General features: G+C 64.4%; 14 protein-coding genes and 4 pseudogenes. 7 read left to right on the top strand and 11 right to left on the bottom strand.

All coding sequences use genetic code 11. The annotated features are described in order from the left end of the window. Positions 1–107: 107 nt before the first annotated feature. Entirely contained in the window at positions 108–767 is a 660-nt protein-coding gene (locus tag ACFQH2_RS02990) for a DUF5806 family protein (protein WP_377056672.1), read from the top strand. On the opposite strand, the pseudogene ACFQH2_RS02985 reads toward ACFQH2_RS02990, so the two are convergent. After that, a pseudogene (locus ACFQH2_RS02985) lies at positions 768–2,062 on the bottom strand (dihydroorotase). 97 nt (positions 2,063–2,159) lie between these two features. Between ACFQH2_RS02985 and ACFQH2_RS02980 the strand changes: the two are divergent. Then, a complete protein-coding gene (locus ACFQH2_RS02980; RefSeq protein WP_377056668.1) occupies positions 2,160–2,678 on the top strand; it encodes a DedA family protein in 519 nt (172 codons plus the stop codon). On the opposite strand, the gene ACFQH2_RS02975 is transcribed toward ACFQH2_RS02980, so the two are convergent. Continuing rightward, positions 2,675–3,367, bottom strand: a complete 693-nt coding sequence (locus tag ACFQH2_RS02975) for a lipoate--protein ligase family protein (protein ID WP_377056666.1) — start codon at positions 3,365–3,367, stop codon at positions 2,675–2,677. The two genes, ACFQH2_RS02980 and ACFQH2_RS02975, sit on opposite strands and share 4 nt — an antisense overlap. Positions 3,368–3,405: 38 nt before the next feature. On the opposite strand from ACFQH2_RS02975, the gene ACFQH2_RS02970 reads away from it, so the two are divergent. After that, complete coding sequence (locus tag ACFQH2_RS02970; RefSeq protein ID WP_377056664.1) at positions 3,406–4,230, top strand: hypothetical protein; 825 nt, start codon at positions 3,406–3,408, stop codon at positions 4,228–4,230. Between the two features lie 6 nt (positions 4,231–4,236). Here ACFQH2_RS02970 and ACFQH2_RS02965 read toward each other — a convergent pair whose 3' ends face one another. The 4 genes and pseudogenes from ACFQH2_RS02965 to ACFQH2_RS02950 form a co-directional block, all read right to left on the bottom strand. Beyond that, the gene (locus tag ACFQH2_RS02965; RefSeq protein ID WP_377076964.1) at positions 4,237–4,413 is read right to left on the bottom strand and encodes a VOC family protein; all 177 of its coding nucleotides are present in this window, start codon (positions 4,411–4,413) and stop codon (positions 4,237–4,239) included. Beyond that, positions 4,335–4,607 carry a VOC family protein gene (locus ACFQH2_RS02960; protein WP_377076440.1) on the bottom strand — a complete coding sequence of 91 codons (273 nt, stop codon included), beginning with the start codon at positions 4,605–4,607 and terminating at the stop codon, positions 4,335–4,337. Before ACFQH2_RS02960 ends, ACFQH2_RS02965 begins: the two co-directional genes overlap by 79 nt. A gap of 81 nt (positions 4,608–4,688) precedes the next feature. Further along, positions 4,689–5,551: pseudogene (locus ACFQH2_RS02955) on the bottom strand (fructosamine kinase family protein). Between the two features lie 42 nt (positions 5,552–5,593). Continuing rightward, positions 5,594–6,166: a cysteine hydrolase family protein gene (locus ACFQH2_RS02950; RefSeq protein ID WP_377056658.1), complete on the bottom strand. Its 573-nt coding sequence runs from the start codon at positions 6,164–6,166 to the stop codon at positions 5,594–5,596. A 362-nt stretch (positions 6,167–6,528) separates the two neighbouring features. On the opposite strand from ACFQH2_RS02950, the gene ACFQH2_RS02945 reads away from it, so the two are divergent. Next, positions 6,529–6,960 carry a hypothetical protein gene (locus ACFQH2_RS02945; RefSeq protein ID WP_377076439.1) on the top strand — a complete coding sequence of 144 codons (432 nt, stop codon included), beginning with the start codon at positions 6,529–6,531 and terminating at the stop codon, positions 6,958–6,960. Here the strand turns inward: ACFQH2_RS02945 and ACFQH2_RS02940 are convergent. The 4 genes from ACFQH2_RS02940 to ACFQH2_RS02925 all read right to left on the bottom strand — a co-directional run bounded on the left by ACFQH2_RS02940 (position 6,935) and on the right by ACFQH2_RS02925 (position 8,866). Next, positions 6,935–7,189 carry a hypothetical protein gene (locus ACFQH2_RS02940; protein WP_377056654.1) on the bottom strand — a complete coding sequence of 85 codons (255 nt, stop codon included), beginning with the start codon at positions 7,187–7,189 and terminating at the stop codon, positions 6,935–6,937. The genes ACFQH2_RS02945 and ACFQH2_RS02940 overlap by 26 nt on opposite strands. A 54-nt stretch (positions 7,190–7,243) precedes the next feature. Then, on the bottom strand, positions 7,244–7,756 hold the full coding sequence (locus ACFQH2_RS02935; RefSeq protein ID WP_377076438.1) for a hypothetical protein: 513 nt from the start codon (positions 7,754–7,756) through the stop codon (positions 7,244–7,246). Beyond that, on the bottom strand, positions 7,756–8,235 hold the full coding sequence (locus ACFQH2_RS02930) for a hypothetical protein (RefSeq protein ID WP_377076437.1): 480 nt from the start codon (positions 8,233–8,235) through the stop codon (positions 7,756–7,758). The genes ACFQH2_RS02935 and ACFQH2_RS02930 overlap by 1 nt, the downstream gene beginning before the upstream one ends. Positions 8,236–8,401: 166 nt before the next feature. Next, positions 8,402–8,866, bottom strand: a complete 465-nt coding sequence (locus ACFQH2_RS02925) for a TRAM domain-containing protein (RefSeq protein WP_377056650.1) — start codon at positions 8,864–8,866, stop codon at positions 8,402–8,404. 167 nt (positions 8,867–9,033) lie between these two features. Here ACFQH2_RS02925 and ACFQH2_RS02920 point away from each other — a divergent pair, with 167 nt between their 5' ends. The 3 genes and pseudogenes from ACFQH2_RS02920 to ACFQH2_RS02910 all read left to right on the top strand — a co-directional run bounded on the left by ACFQH2_RS02920 (position 9,034) and on the right by ACFQH2_RS02910 (position 12,893). Beyond that, positions 9,034–9,909 carry an EamA family transporter gene (locus tag ACFQH2_RS02920; RefSeq protein ID WP_377056648.1) on the top strand — a complete coding sequence of 292 codons (876 nt, stop codon included), beginning with the start codon at positions 9,034–9,036 and terminating at the stop codon, positions 9,907–9,909. 41 nt (positions 9,910–9,950) lie between these two features. After that, positions 9,951–11,256, top strand: a pseudogene (gene hisS / locus ACFQH2_RS02915) (histidine--tRNA ligase). A 146-nt stretch (positions 11,257–11,402) separates the two neighbouring features. Continuing rightward, entirely contained in the window at positions 11,403–12,893 is a 1,491-nt protein-coding gene (locus tag ACFQH2_RS02910) for an MATE family efflux transporter (protein WP_377056644.1), read from the top strand. Positions 12,894–12,917: 24 nt separating this feature from the next. On the opposite strand, the pseudogene ACFQH2_RS02905 reads toward ACFQH2_RS02910, so the two are convergent. Beyond that, a pseudogene (locus tag ACFQH2_RS02905) lies at positions 12,918–14,200 on the bottom strand (adenosylhomocysteinase). Between the last annotated feature and the right edge of the window lie 114 nt (positions 14,201–14,314).

Below are 14,314 nucleotides of genomic sequence, written 5' to 3'. Positions count from 1 at the left end.
CAGATAGCGTGGGTCGGGGACGCAAATGCGTTTCCTTCGAGCGCTGTCCCGCTCCACGCCCCGTCACGACGGCAATTCTTTTGCCGACGCCTCGGCAAGGGCAGGACATGACAGAGCGAGTAGGCCCGAACGACGAGCGATCGGAGGAGGACCACGAGGTGGACGAGGAGACCGAACCGGACGACACCGAATCGTCGAGTTCGCCACAGCCCTCCGTTCCGGAGACTGATTCGCAGGTCCCCGACGACGTCCGAAAGTACGAGAAGTTCACCAAGATGGACGGCGCGCAGTACGACCGGGTCAACGAGTTTCTGCGCGACCGGACCTACATCACGGCACGCGAGTGGGCAATCGCGCGACTCTGTGCGGACTTCCGAACCGAGACGGGCGTCGAGATGACAAAGGTCGGCGAGAACCTGCCCGAACTCGTCCCCTTCATGACCGACACCTACAGCCCACAGGCAGTCAATCAGGCCCGCTCCTCGTTCGAGGAGAAGGTCCGAACTGCGGGTGCGACGTTTCTCTACGGCGCAATGTCGGATTTCTTCACTGCCGAGGAACTCGACGACATGATGTACGAGGTCACCGAGGTCGCGAAGTTCCTGCTGGAGGTAGAGGGTGTCGACCTGGACGTCGAGGACGAACTCGACACCGAGGACCGGATCTCGGCGGTGATGCGGGAGGTCAGATCGTCGAGCGAGCAACTGCGCCAGGACGCCGACGACTGTCCACACTGTGGCGGCGACCTGCACGCGAGCGCCGAGTAGCTACTGCCCGTCGAGTTCGCGGACGTTCTCGCCGGCGGCGTCGCCGAAGTCGCCATCGCGGTAGACGACCTCGCCCCGGACCATCGTCAGTTCGGGGAAGACGCCCGGACGCCCCTCGAACGGCGTCCACGTACATTTCGAGTGGAGCATCTCGCCGTCGATCTCGGTCGCCTCGGAGGTGTCGACGAGCACGAGGTCGGCGTCGTAGCCCTCCTCGATACGACCTTTCCGGGAGAGGCCGAACGTCTCCGCGGGGGTGGCGGCGATCAGGTCACGGACGCGTTCGTAGGAGAACCGATCCTGGCGCGCTTCCTCCAGGAGCAGTGGTAGCATCGTCTCGACGCCCGGGACGCCACTCGGCGCATCCCAGATGCCGGCGTCTTTCTCGTCGCGAGTGTGGGGTGCGTGGTCGGTGGCGATCATGTCCACGGTGCCGTCGGCGACCGCCTCGTAGACGTCCCGGCGGCGCTCTTCGTCACGGAGCGGCGGGTTCATCCGGCCATGAGTACCGAGGTCGTCCAGATCCTCCCGCGAGAGGAACAGGTGGTGGGTCGTGACCTCACAGGTCGCGCCGCCGTCGACGGCGGCCTCGATACCCTCCGGCGTGCTGGTGTGGGCAATGTGGACGTCCGTCCCCGTGTCGCCTGCAACCTCGATAGCGCGCTCGACTGCGGCTTCCTCGGCCTCCGCGGTGCGGAACGCGCTCCACAGGTCGGCGTTGGCGTCCGGGCCGGTACCGTTGGCTGGCATCTCCTGGACCGACTCGTCGAACAGCGTCGCGTCCTCGGCGTGGACGGTCACGGTCGTGTCGCGTTCGCCGGCCTGCTCGACCGCTTCGGCGAACAGGTCGGCATCGATACCCATGTCGCCGGTCGAGTCAGCGAGAAACACCTCGCCGAGCGCAAAGAGCGGCCGGTCGAACAACTCCTCGGGAGTCCAGTCGGCGGTGACGCCGCCGTTGATGCCGTAATCGACGTAGGAGGCGGCGGCGAGTTCGGCCTTCCGGTCGAATCCTTCGCCATCTATCGTCGGCGGGTCGGTGTTTGGCTGGTCGACGACAGTCGTCACGCCGCCGGCCGCGGCGCTTTCGAACCGGTCTCCCAGGTCTCCTTGTGGGAGTACCCCGGCTGTCGGAAGTGGACGTGGACGTCGATTGCGCCCGGGAAGAGCCGTTTGCCGTCCGCGTCGATATCGGCCGACCCGTCGAGCGATGGTTCGAGGGCGGCGATGCGCCCGTTCTCGGTCCGGACGTCGACCTCGCGGTCGTCCGGCAGGAGGGCGTTCGTGATGAGCATACCAACACTGGGTCGTCGGGGTTCCTAAACGTCCCGAATGCCCGCGCTCGGCCGGAATAGAAGAGCTATATACGCAGAGACCTATTTCAGCATTGAAATGATAGATGCGGTAGCGGGCCCGGTGATCGACATCATCGATCACTACGGCATCGCAGTGCTCTTTCTGGTCTTCGTACTGGAGGGTGCGCTCGTCGGGAAGGTGATCCCGACGCGGACGCTGTTCGTGGCAGTCGTCGTGGCGGCCGGGACGAACCTGCTCGATTTCGTGCCAGTGCTCGCCGCCGCCGTCCTCGGAGCGACCGTCGGCCAGTCGGTCCTGTTCTTGCTCGTCAGACGGTACGGCATCGACCTCGCCGAGATGGAACACGTACCGATCGACGCCGATCGCATGAATCGGGCAACGGGGTTGCTCGACCGCTGGGGACCCGCCGCCGTCGCCGTGACGAACGTCCTCCCGGTCGTGCGAGGATCGCTGATCGTCCCGACCGCGATGTCGGACACCCCGTGCTATCGGTTCTCAGCGTGGTCGATGGCTGGGTCGGCCGTCTACGGCGGCGCGCTGGTTGCACTCGCCATCGGAATCGAGAGCCTCGTAACGCTGGCCGGACTGTTCTAGTCGTCGAGAAATCGGTCGACCGAGAGAATCGGTCGCGGGTCGCCGTCGACGAACGCATCTTCGAGCGCTCGCACCACGAGATCCGGATCGTCCGGACCGCCGGCGTGGGCCACGCCACCCACCGATTTCGGGTCGAACGGGGCGCCGAGCGCGTCGTAAACGGGCGAGAGAACGTCGGCTATCTCCTTGCGATCGGTGACGATGACTACACCGGAGACGAGTGCGGCATCGGCCCGGACTCGCTGGGCGACACCGGCGAGTTTGCCGGCCGCCTGGAGCGAGTGCGAACCGGGGCAGAACGACTCCGCGGGTTCCCCCGCCGAGACGGTGACGCCGAGACTCGACAGCGCCTGCCGGACAGTGGCCGTCGCGGCGTCGTACCGCTCGCCGAGGCCGCGCCGGAGGTCATCGATCGGGCGGGCGTGGGCGAACGCTATCGTGGTGCCGGTGTAGGCGACGGCACGACCGCCGACGCTCCGCTCGGTTGGCACGAACCCGTGTTCGGTCGCCGCGGCGCGGGCGGCGTCGTAGCCCTCGCAAGCGGCGTCACGACGCCCGAACGCGACCTGGCGATGGGGCGTCCAGACGCGAACCGAGGGCTGTCGGTCCGTTGCCGTCCGATCAAGCATCGCCGCCGTGGCTTCTCGGTCGGTGGTCGGTGTCGCCGCGCGGCCGCGAACGAGACGCATCGACACGTGTTAGGGAGCCCCATGCTAAAATCGGTTCGATGGTGACTCTGCCCGGGCGAGTCCTCGACCGGTATCGCCGGTTCTCGCTGTACAACTCTCCCTACACCGCACACGACACCGGATCGGCGGTCGATCTGTATCCCGACGCCGACGCCACGGCTGCGCCAAGCCCCGTTGCGGGCACGGTCGAACTCGTTCGGAGCGTCCAGGCGCCGCCGAAGTCCTACGCCGCCGACGAGGATCACCTGATCGTAATCGACACCGGGAGTCACCTGGCTCGCGTCATGCACGTCGATCCGGGCGTCGAACCGGGCACGCAGGTCGCGGTCGGGGATTCGCTGGGGCGGCCGATCCGCGCGGGCTTTTTCGCACCCTGGGTCGACAACCACCTCCACGTCGGCTTCCGGCCGCGCGATGCCGACCCGCTCAGGGCGTCGGGATCGATCCGGATCGAGCCAGCGGTCGACGTCGAACCGCTCTCGTGGGACGGGACGGGTCGCGTCACAGAGCGCGGCGACACCTATGCGATTCTGGACACACCCGCCCATCCCGCACCGGGCGAGCAGTTCGTCGGGATGGGGACACTCGGCGGGCGAGCGGTGCTGGACGGCGGCTTCCCACACTACGACTGTGGCGGACTGCTCGGCGCGAGTACGGACGACGCCGAGGTCGACTTGGCAGGACGCCGCGTCGGCGTCGCGACGGGCCGTGACGTCGCGTGGGACGACGTGAGCGTGCTGGCGAACGACGAACCCATCACCGGCATCGCGCTGTTCGCCGACCGGGAGACCTTCGGTGCGAAACTGATCTGTCCGGACACGACGTTCCCGGTGGGCGAGGACGTGCGCGTCAGGATCGAGTAAGCCGATCTATTCGAGCGGCGAGAAAATCTCGACCTCGTAGCCGTCGGGGTCCTCGACGAAGGCGGCGCGAGCACCGGCCGCTTCGATGGTGAGTGGTCCGTTGGTCACCGGGCAGTCGGTGGCCGCGACGAGCGCCTCGACGGTCGCCTCGACGTCTTCGACACGGACCGCGAGGTGGACGATGCCCGAGGGGAGACCGACTGCCCCTCCTCGTGGACGAACTGGATCGCGGTATCCAGTTCGTCGCCAGTGACGTAGTAGTGGTGCGTCTCGCCGGCGTAGAAGTCCTGATCGTGAGTCAGTCCGAGTCCGTCCTCGTAGAAGGCTTTCGTCGCATCGAGATCCGAGACAGCGACTGCGGTGTGTTGAACGTCCATGGTTCCCTGTTCGTCATCGGCCCCATAAGGCGTTCTATCCGGGGGCGCCGCTGTCAGGAATCTGCCCGATCTACGACCGAATCAGACCCCGACCGCCGCGAGCGCTTCGTCGAGTCGCGGGCGGATCTCCGTGCCGAAGTACCGGACGTTTTCGAGCACGTGAAACGCGGTGTAGACGTCGCGGCGCTCCTCGAAATAGCCCGTCGGGATCGGCCGATGGCGTCGGTACTGGTCGAGAAAGCTCTCGCCGAGTTCTGGCGAACGTTCCGCGTACGCCAGGCCGAGTTCGTCGTGGCCGAAGTAGATAGCCGGATCGATCACCGCCTGTACCGCCCCGTCGCCGACGACGACGTTGCCGGGATGGAGGTCGCCGTGGAGCAGTGCTGGCTCGGCCGGTTCGACGAGCAGGTCGTCGAGGCGCTCGGCAAGCGCCTGGACGCGCTCGAACCCGTCACTGGAGAGCGACCCGTCGTCGCTGGCCGCTCGCGCGAACGGGAGCAGGCGCTGGTCTCTGAAGAAGTCGATCCACGAGTCGGCCCACGGGTTCGACTGGAGGAACGGCCCCGAAAGCGTGTCGAACGGGAAGCCGTAGGCGTCGGCCGAGATGTCGTGGAGCGCGGCGAGATGATCGGCGAGCGCGCGCTCGGCCCGCTCGTCGAAGATACCGTCGCCGTCGACGTACTCCATCACCAGCAGCCCCGATTCGACGTGGTGGACCGCGGGGACGGGAAGCGCCGTCTCGTCGGCGAGATACGCGAGCATCCGCGCTTCGTTCTCCAGCGGGACGTCGTCGACTTTCACCGCGACTGGCTCCCGACCGGCGAGGCTGACGCGAAACACGCGGCCGACCAGGCCGCCCTCTGCTCGGTGATATCGGTCACGTCGGCGCCGATAGCCGTCGATAGCCGGTCCGAGAGGTCGCGTTCGATGGACTCATCGCTCATCGTTCCGGCGGATACGCCCGCCCGCAGTATATCTCCTCTGACTCACTCGAAAGCGACGTCCTCGCGGGTGCTGACTTCGCTGAACAGCCAGTCGGCGTGTTCGAGGGCGTACTCGCGGTGGTCCTCCTCGATGGCACCGATAGCGTCCTCGACGAGAACCGGTCGGTAGTCCCGCAGGCCCGCGCTCCCGGCGGTGTGGAGCACGCAGACGTTCGCAAGCGTCCCACAGAAGACCAGAGTGTCGATCCCGCGTGCGCTCAGCCAGCCGTCGAGTTCGGTCTCATGGAACGCGTCGTAGGTGTGTTTCTCGACGACGTGATCCTCGGGGTAGATCATTAGCTCTTCGACGAGTTCGGCCTCCCACGAGCCTTCGAGGACGTGCTCACCCCACTGCTCGAACTCGTCGTAGTAGTGGTTACCGTCGAACTGCTGGGGCGGATGAACGTCGCGCGTGTAGACGACCTGGACGCCCGCATCGCGGGCCCGCTCGACCAACCCAGTGATCGGTTCGATCACCTCCTCGCTCCCCGGCGCGTACAGCGTGCCGTCGGGATGGGCGAAGCCGTTCTGCATGTCGACGACGACCAGTGCGGTAGAATCGGCATCGAGTGTCATGACAGAGAATAACGCATCAGTGCTCAAAAGTGGATTGCCCGCGAATCGAGTCGCCGTGGCGGTTTCCGGGTTACTTGTTGGAGCCGTAATATTTACTTTCCCGATATACCTCTATACACTCACATGTCAACTGTTGAAACAACTGGCACCTCACACCAGGATGGCGGGCTACCCGGACTCTTGGGCGGGCTGATCTGGGGGTCGTCGGGCTGATCCTGACCCTCGCCGCCTGGGCTGGACTGGGCGCCTATCACGCCTCGACGGCACCGAACAACCCGGAACAGTACGTAGATCAGCAGCTAGAAGCACAGATACAACTGGTCGATAACGCACTGTCGAGCGCACAGTTCGGGTCGGAGCCGATGGTCGAAGCGGTGCTCTGGGTGTTCTATGCAGGCCACGGTGTCCCGATCCAGTTCGATCTGGGCGATCGGACGGAGTCGATACAGTTTCTGGAGTACTGGGCGACGATTCCGAGCGCCACCGAGACGATGTATCTCGCCGTACCGGCGGTCGCCCTGGGCCTGTGTGGGCTGATTCTGGCTCGGCGCGCCGGCGTGAGCAACCCCGTCGAGGGAGCGATGGGCGGTGCGTTCGTCGTGATCGGCTACGGCGGACTGTTCTGTCTCAGTCTGGCCTTTGCAACCGTCGAGAGCGCCGACGGACTCGTCAGCGTCGGTCCAGCGATGTCCGATGCGGTCCTGCGCGGACTCGGGTATCCGATCATTGCAGGGGGATCGGCGGCGCACTCGCGGGGCTTGGCGAGAGCTAACCCTCGTTTGTCACCTGTTTGAGTTCGAAGAGAAACACCCACAGGCCCACGACGAGGCCCGCCGGGATGACGATCCGGGCCACGCCCTCGTCGACCGGGAGCCGTGCGGTCTCGACCAGTAGCCGCACGGAGAGTTCCGAGAGGCGCTCGACGACGCCGACGTGTTCCGTGAGCAGATTGTTGGTCAGGCCGGCGAGGATGATCGCACCCATCGAAGCGAGTCCGTGGATAGTTCCCTTGATATGTGACATAGACTAACACTGTAATCGGAAATAATATAATTGACGGATACGGCGGAACTGCGATTACTGCGTGTGTTTGAGCCCTTCTCGCTCGACGTAGACCTCCATCTCCTGTGAAAGCTCTTCGAGTTCCGCGTTGATCGCTTCCTGCTGGTCAGCGACATCGTCGCGCACGTCGGCCTCGACTTCGTCGAGAAGCGTTTCGGTGTACGCGAGTCGGACGTCGAACGAGCCGTTGATACGTGACTGGACCTGATCGATCGTATTCTTGTATCGGCGGTTCGAGGTGTCGCGGTTCGACCACGCGCCGAGATGGTCGATGAATCCGGAGCTAGGGTTGAGCGCGTGCTCGCTTGAGACGATGTCGTCGTGCCACTCCTGGACGGTTTTCGATAGCTGGCGGCCGAGCGTCCAGTCGAGTTCCTCGAAGGAGTCGGCGTCGATGTTCGAGCTCATCCGGCCGGTGTAGACGTTGACAAACGTGTCACCGGCGTAGATGACACTCATATTCGCGAAGATGTCGGTCCGTTCCTCGTCGGTGTCCTCGATGGTTCGTTCGCTAACCTCGCCAGTCATCAGAATCCGGATGATGTCCTTTCAGCGACGGGGAACTCCCCAGTCTCGGTCTTGAAATACAGGTAGATCCCCGCGACGACGAGTACCCCACCGAGGGCCGCGTACACGAGTTCCTCGGCGAGTCCGGTGGCAACGGCCACGAGCAGGCCGATCACGATCATAAGTGCCCCGTGGGGGCCGTACGGTTTGTATTCGATCTTGCCGGTGCCGAGCATGCCCCAGTCCGATTCCGCCATGAGCCGGCCGTCGAGGCGCCCGGTCTTCTGGCCGACTTCCTCGCTGATGATGTCCAGATCAGAGTCCTGTGTCCCGACCGTCTCGTACTTGAAGTCGTTTTTCGTCTGGATCTCTTCGAGCCGTCGTTTCAGTCGCCGGTAGAACTCACGGGGATTGATACCCCGGTAGTCCCCATCGGTAAAGCGCGTTGCCTTCCGCAGGTCCTGGCGGCTGTATTTTGGTACTCCTCTGTCAGATGCCATACAGCTATCGTTTTAATGAGGCATAAAAAAAGTAACGTATGTGAGCAGTATTCGCCAAACAAGCGTTAATAAGGCGGATGCAACGGGAAGAACGCAAGTGGGTATGTCGCCGATAGAATCGCGGGCCGGTGGCTGTCCAGAGCTGGCGGGTCGGGACGTTTGCCGCTTACGAGCCCCAGAAGTCTTCGCGACTTCCGAGTTGTGGGCTGCGGTCGGTCGGATCAGTTCGCTCGCGGTCCGACGTCTCCTCGTCGTCGGCATCGGCGTCCTCGGTCTCTTCGTCTTCCTCCTCCTCGTCCATCGGGAGTCGCTCTACCTCCTCGCCCTGGGCGTGGTTGGAGTGGACGTTAGTGATCTTGACGCGTGCGCGGGCTTCGGGAAGGATTCCATCGACGAGGATGATGAATCCGTCTTCGGTCCGGCCGACGCCGGCACCGCTCTCGTGGATGTCGGTCACGTCGACGACGACTTCTTCGTTTGGTTTGACGGGCTGCGTCTTCAGTTCGGAGATCGGCTGACCGTAGTGGTTACACCACTCCTTGCCACCACGGTCGCCGTAGTGGCTACATCCCATCCCTTCGATGCGTTCGGAGAAACTCGGGCAGTCATCCGCCAGTGGACAGTGAGCCATGGCGAGAGCTACTGTACCGGCCAAGTAAACGCTTGCGATGGGACCGCTACACTGCAAGGCATCCAAACGGGGTTTCGACGGATGTTTCAGAGATCACAGGCAATTTCCTGGTATGATTTTCCTGGCGAAGCCGACAGTCGATTCGAGCGGCTTGGGGTGGTAACTCGATGGAAATCGGCATTGTCTACTCGATTCTCGCCGCGTTCGTCTGGGGGAGCTACCTGTTCGTCCTCAAGCGCTACTTCGACGAGTTCCCGGCGACGACGCTCGCGGTCTGTGTGAACGCCTTCGCGATCCTGTTTTACGCGCCGATAACGGCGAGAGGGCTCGCCAACGGCGACGCCGCCTCGCTGTCCGGGGCTGGCCTCGAACACGTCATCGTGATCGCACTGACGATCCTGAGCACCGCGGGCGCGTTCATCCTCTTTCTGTACGCGATCCAGACCGGCGAGGTCTCCTACGTCGCGCCGATCAACAAGATCGTTCCCGTCTTCGTGCTCCCAATCGAGGTGCTCCTGCTGGGCCAGTTCCTCACGCTGTTGCAGGTCACTGGCGTGGTCGTCGCGACGCTCGCAGTCTACGTGGCGAACTACCGGGCCGGGAGCCTGCTCGAACCGATCCGGCGCGCCGCCCACTCCCGTCCGGCACAGTTGGCGTTGCTCTCGGCGATGCTGTTTGCGGTCACCGACGTCGGCAGGCGGGTCGTTCTCCAGGAACTCGCGGTGCCGACCGCACTGTGGGTGCCGCTGTTGCTCGCCGGCGTCCTCCTCGTCTTTCTCCCCTCGGCGGTACAGAACGTCCCCGATACCCTGCGCGCCGACCTGCCCAAACTCGCCGGGGCGGGTGTGATCGTCGCGCTGGGCGAGCACACGACGACTCTGGCGTTCTCGCTGATTCCGGCGAGCATCGCCTCGCCGATCGTGAACACACAGGCCATCGTCGCGGTGATCCTCGGCGGCGTCGTGCTCGGGGAAGAACACTTCCGGATCCGGATCGTCGCTGCGGTGCTTGCCGTGGCCGGTGTAACGATGATCGCCATCTAGGAAAGGCAGGTTTCAAGCGTCCGCTCGGCCAACCGGAGGACATGTACGAACGTATCAAGGGGTTCCGGGATTTCTATCCGGAGGAGATGCAGGCCCGTCGGCAGATGTTCGACGCGGTCGAGTCCACGGTACGAAGCTACGGCTTCCGTGAGATCGGTACGCCCGCGATGGAGGACGCACAGCTCTATATCGACAAGAGCGGCGAGGAAATCGTCGAGGAGCTATACAGTTTCGAGGACAAGGGTGGCCGACACATCGCGCTGACGCCCGAACTGACGCCGACGGTCGCACGGATGGTCGTCGCCAAACAGCAGGAGCTCTCGAAGCCGATCAAGTGGTTCTCGACACGGGCGTTCTGGCGCTACGAGGAGCCCCAGCAGGGACGCTTTCGCGAGTTCTATCAGACCAACGTCGACATCTTCGGCTCCAGCGAGCCGACCGCCGACGCCGAAGTGCTGGCCGTCGCGGCCGACATGCTGACGAACCTCGGCCTCGACGCCGACGACTTCGAGTTCCGCGTCTCTCACCGGGATATCCTCGGCGGCCTGCTGGAGAGCTTCGAGGGCGAAATCGCCACACAGGCCGCGATCCGTGCCGTCGACAAGAGCGCAAAGATCGAAGAGGCCGAGTATCACGAACTGCTCGTCGACGCGGGGCTTTCCTACGAGCAGGCCCGCGAGTTCGACGACCTGCTCGACGTCGACGAGGACGAACTCGACGACCTGATCGAGTTCGCGGGAACTGACCGCATCGAGGCGGCGGTCACCAATCTCCAGAACGTCCTCGACGCCGCCGCCGACTTCGGCGTCCGCGAGTACTGCGACCTCTCTCGAGACCGCGCGGGGACTCGATTACTACACCGGCGTCGTCTTCGAGTGTTTCGACTCGACTGGCGAGGTCTCCCGCGCCGTCTTCGGCGGCGGGCGCTACGACGACCTGATCGAGAGCTTCGGCGGCCAGCCGACACCCGCAGTCGGCTTCGCGCCCGGCGACGCGACGCTCTCGCTGCTCCTCCAGCGCGCCGGTGTCTGGCCCGAGGAAAGCCTCTCGACGGACTACTACGTCCTCCAGGTCGGGGATACGCGGCCCGTCGCCGCACGGATCGCCCGCGAACTCCGGGGCGCTGGCAACGTCGTCGAGAGCGACGTCGCCGACCGTAGCTTCGGCGCACAGATGAACTACGCCGATTCGATCAACGCCGACACGGTCGTCATCGTCGGCGAGCGCGACCTCGAAAACGACGAAGTGACGATCAAGGACATGGAAAGCGGCGACCAGGTGCAGGCACCGGTCGACGAGTTCCCCGGCGACCACGACCGGCCGACAATCGAGGACTTCACCGAGTAACGCCGACGACAGTTCTACCCACATTCTCCCGCCGGGACCGCCCTCTTCCGTGCCAGGACCGTGAGATGTTTAACTCAGTGACGGAGAGCCTCGACTATCCTAACTGTGAACGACGACTTGTTCAAAGATCCGGAGCGAGGTGAACGATGAGTGACGACCGGTCGGTCGACCTCACCGAGGGGCGACTACTGGTTCCATTGCTCGTTCTTGCGGGTCCCATAGTCGCCTCACAGCTCCTGCAGGTCACCTACAACCTGATCGACACGTACTTCGTCGGACGCCTCGGTGCGGACGCCGTCGCCGCGCTCGGCTTTGCGCTTCCCTTTGCCTTCCTGATGATCAGCGTCGGGAGCGGGCTGACCGTCGCCGGAACGGTGCTGGTCGCCCAGCACAAGGGTGCGGGCAACGAGGAGAGAGTCGCCCGCGTCGCCGGCCAGACGATCACGTTCGTCTCTATTACCTCCGTACTACTGGCCGCGATGGGCTACCTGCTCGCGCCCATCCTGCTGCCGTACATCGGCACCGATCCCGGCACAGCGACCCATCAGATGGCCGTCGAGTACACCCGGACTATCTTCATCGGCGTCGTCTTCATGTTCGGCTTCTTCATCTTCCAGGCCATCCTCCGTGGGTGGGGCGACACGCGGACACCGCTGTATCTGATGGTGCTCAGCGTGAGCATCAACGTCCTGCTAGATCCGTTCTTGATCCTCGGCTTCGAGGGCAACCCGTTGTTCGCGTGGGTCGGTCTGGTCGACCTCCAGGCTGACCTGCTCGCCGCGACGGGCTTTACCGGCTACGGCGTGCAGGGTGCTGCCGTCGCCACCGTCTTCTCGCGGGGCGTCGGCGCAGCCATCGGCTTCTGGTTGCTGTTTACCGGCCGGGTCGGCATCGACCTCTCGCTCGCGGATCTCAAACCCGAACTCGACGTGGTCCGGAAGATCATCGACGTCGGCGGGCCCTCCGGCCTCGAACGCGGTGCGGACTCGCTGGCGTACACCGGTATGACGGCGCTGGTGGGGCTGGTGAGCGCCGACGCCGTCGCCGCCTACGGGATCGGAAACCGGATCAACACGCTGGTCTATCTCCCCGCTGTCGGCCTGGCACAGGGCACCGAAACCGCAGTCGGACAGAGCCTCGGCGCAGGCAAACAGGGCCGAGCGCGCAAGGCCGTCCTGCTCAGTTCGGGGATTATCTTCGGCGTCCTCGCCGTCTTCAGCCTGCTCGCGTTCGTCTTCGCCGAGGCTATCGTCTCGGTCTTCATCGAGGGCGAGGGGGCCGAGGCCGTCGTCCGGATGGGGACGGACTACTTCAAGATCATCGGCCCGACCTACGTGTTCATGGGCCTGTTTCAGGTCATCAACGCCGGCTTTCGCGGCGCTGGTAGCACTCGCACGGCGTTTCTCTTTTCCGCGCTCGCCCAGTGGGGCCTGCGGATCCCGCCGACGCTGGTGTTCATCACGGCGCTCTCGATGGGCGCGATGGGCGTCTGGTGGGGCATCGCCTTCTCGCACGTCGCCGCCGCCGGCGTCGTTGCTGTCTGGTTCGTCGTCGGGAACTGGGATCAGGGCGTGATCGACAGCGACGAGAGCGAGGAATCAGCAGACGCTACCACAGCCGTCGAAACCGCAGAATAGCCGCAAAGAAGCGGGTTTGAGCGCTTACGTCCCGTGGTCCCAGCTACTCATGTACTCGGCCTGCTCGTCGGAGAGCGAGTCGAACTCCACACCCTCGGCGTGGAGTTTGATCTCGGCGATCTCCCGGTCCAGGTCGTCCGGGACGTCGTGGGCGCCGGCCGCGTACTCGTCACCGTTCTGGGCGATTTCGCGGGCGGCGACGGCCTGAATCCCGAAGCTCTGGTCCATCACTTCGACGGGGTGGCCCAGCGCGATGGGGCTGGCGAGGTTGACCAGACGACCCTCGGCGAGGACGTTGAGGCGGCGGCCGTCGTCGAGTTCGTACGTCTGGACGCCGTCTCGGGCCTCGTAGGTGTCGACTGCGAGGTCCGATAGCTGATCGAGGTTGACCTCGACGTCGAAGTGGCCCGCGTTGGCGAGCAGAACGCCGTCCTGCATGGCCTCGAAGTGTTCATCGGTGATGACGTCGCGGTTCCCGGTCGTGGTGATGAAGACGTCGCCCTCTTTCGCGGCTTCGGCCATCGGCTTGACCTCGTAGCCTTCCATGTGGGCTTCGAGCGCGCGGCGTGGTTCGACTTCGGTGACGATGACGTCCGCGTTCTGGCCCGAGGCCTTCTTCGCGACGCCGCGGCCACAGTCGCCGTAGCCGGCGACGACGAGGGTCTTGCCGGCCCACGAGAGGTTCGTCGTCATGGCGATGTTCGCCAGCGAGGACTCACCGGTGCCGTGAACGTTGTCGAACAACCGCTTCATCGGCGTGTCGTTGACGGCAAAGACCGGGTAGTCGAGCGCGTCGTCCTCGTCCATCGCGCGCAGGCGGTGGACGCCGGTAGTGGTCTCCTCACAGCCACCGACGATGGAGTCGATCAGTTCGGGGTACTCCTCGTGGATGCGGAAGATCAGGTCCGCGCCGTCGTCGACCGTAATCGTCGGTTCGTGGTCGATAACGGCGTCGATGGCGGCGTAGTACTCCTCGTCGTCGACGCCGCGTTTCGCGTAGCTACTGATGTGGTCGTGCTCGTCCAGCGCCGCGCTGACGTCGTCGTGGGTGGAGAGGGGTTACAGCCGGTGATCGCCACGTCAGCACCGCCTTCCGCGAGCAGTTCGACCAGACACGCCGTCTTCGCTTCGACGTGCATCGCCATCCCGATGCGCTGGCCCTCCAGGGGCTGGTCGGCGACGAAGTCGTCGCGAAGCGCGTTCAGAATCGGCATGTGCTGGCGTGCCCAGTCCATCTTTCGGTGGCCGTCCTCGCGAGCGCCCTCGACGTCGTCGAGGTGCTCGGAGATCGGCTGGTAATCACTCATGCTCGAACGGAGGGCCAGCATCTCCTTTACGCTACCGGACCTGTCTCGGATCTCGGTACGAAGTGATTCGTTATTAACGAGTGCATATCACATGTAGGGCAACATGTATATGAA

It is taken from the genome of Natronoarchaeum sp. GCM10025703, from assembly GCF_042661985.1.
In the GTDB taxonomy this organism is placed as follows: domain Archaea; phylum Halobacteriota; class Halobacteria; order Halobacteriales; family Natronoarchaeaceae; genus Natranaeroarchaeum.
This window is presented reverse-complemented; position numbering and strand designations above follow the sequence as displayed.

Bases quoted from the DNA above. Each gene is read 5' to 3' on its own strand.
- ACFQH2_RS02990 (WP_377056672.1), top strand. From the start codon at position 108: ATGACAGAGCGAGTAGGCCCGAACGACGAGCGATCGGAGGAGGACCAC.
- ACFQH2_RS02980 (WP_377056668.1), top strand. From the start codon at position 2,160: ATGATAGATGCGGTAGCGGGCCCGGTGATCGACATCATCGATCACTAC.
- ACFQH2_RS02975 (WP_377056666.1), bottom strand. From the start codon at position 3,367: ATGCGTCTCGTTCGCGGCCGCGCGGCGACACCGACCACCGACCGAGAA.
- ACFQH2_RS02970 (WP_377056664.1), top strand. From the start codon at position 3,406: ATGGTGACTCTGCCCGGGCGAGTCCTCGACCGGTATCGCCGGTTCTCG.
- ACFQH2_RS02960 (WP_377076440.1), bottom strand. From the start codon at position 4,607: ATGGACGTTCAACACACCGCAGTCGCTGTCTCGGATCTCGATGCGACG.
- ACFQH2_RS02950 (WP_377056658.1), bottom strand. From the start codon at position 6,166: ATGACACTCGATGCCGATTCTACCGCACTGGTCGTCGTCGACATGCAG.
- ACFQH2_RS02945 (WP_377076439.1), top strand. From the start codon at position 6,529: ATGGTCGAAGCGGTGCTCTGGGTGTTCTATGCAGGCCACGGTGTCCCG.
- ACFQH2_RS02940 (WP_377056654.1), bottom strand. From the start codon at position 7,189: ATGTCACATATCAAGGGAACTATCCACGGACTCGCTTCGATGGGTGCG.
- ACFQH2_RS02935 (WP_377076438.1), bottom strand. From the start codon at position 7,756: ATGACTGGCGAGGTTAGCGAACGAACCATCGAGGACACCGACGAGGAA.
- ACFQH2_RS02930 (WP_377076437.1), bottom strand. From the start codon at position 8,235: ATGGCATCTGACAGAGGAGTACCAAAATACAGCCGCCAGGACCTGCGG.
- ACFQH2_RS02925 (WP_377056650.1), bottom strand. From the start codon at position 8,866: ATGGCTCACTGTCCACTGGCGGATGACTGCCCGAGTTTCTCCGAACGC.
- ACFQH2_RS02920 (WP_377056648.1), top strand. From the start codon at position 9,034: ATGGAAATCGGCATTGTCTACTCGATTCTCGCCGCGTTCGTCTGGGGG.
- ACFQH2_RS02910 (WP_377056644.1), top strand. From the start codon at position 11,403: ATGAGTGACGACCGGTCGGTCGACCTCACCGAGGGGCGACTACTGGTT.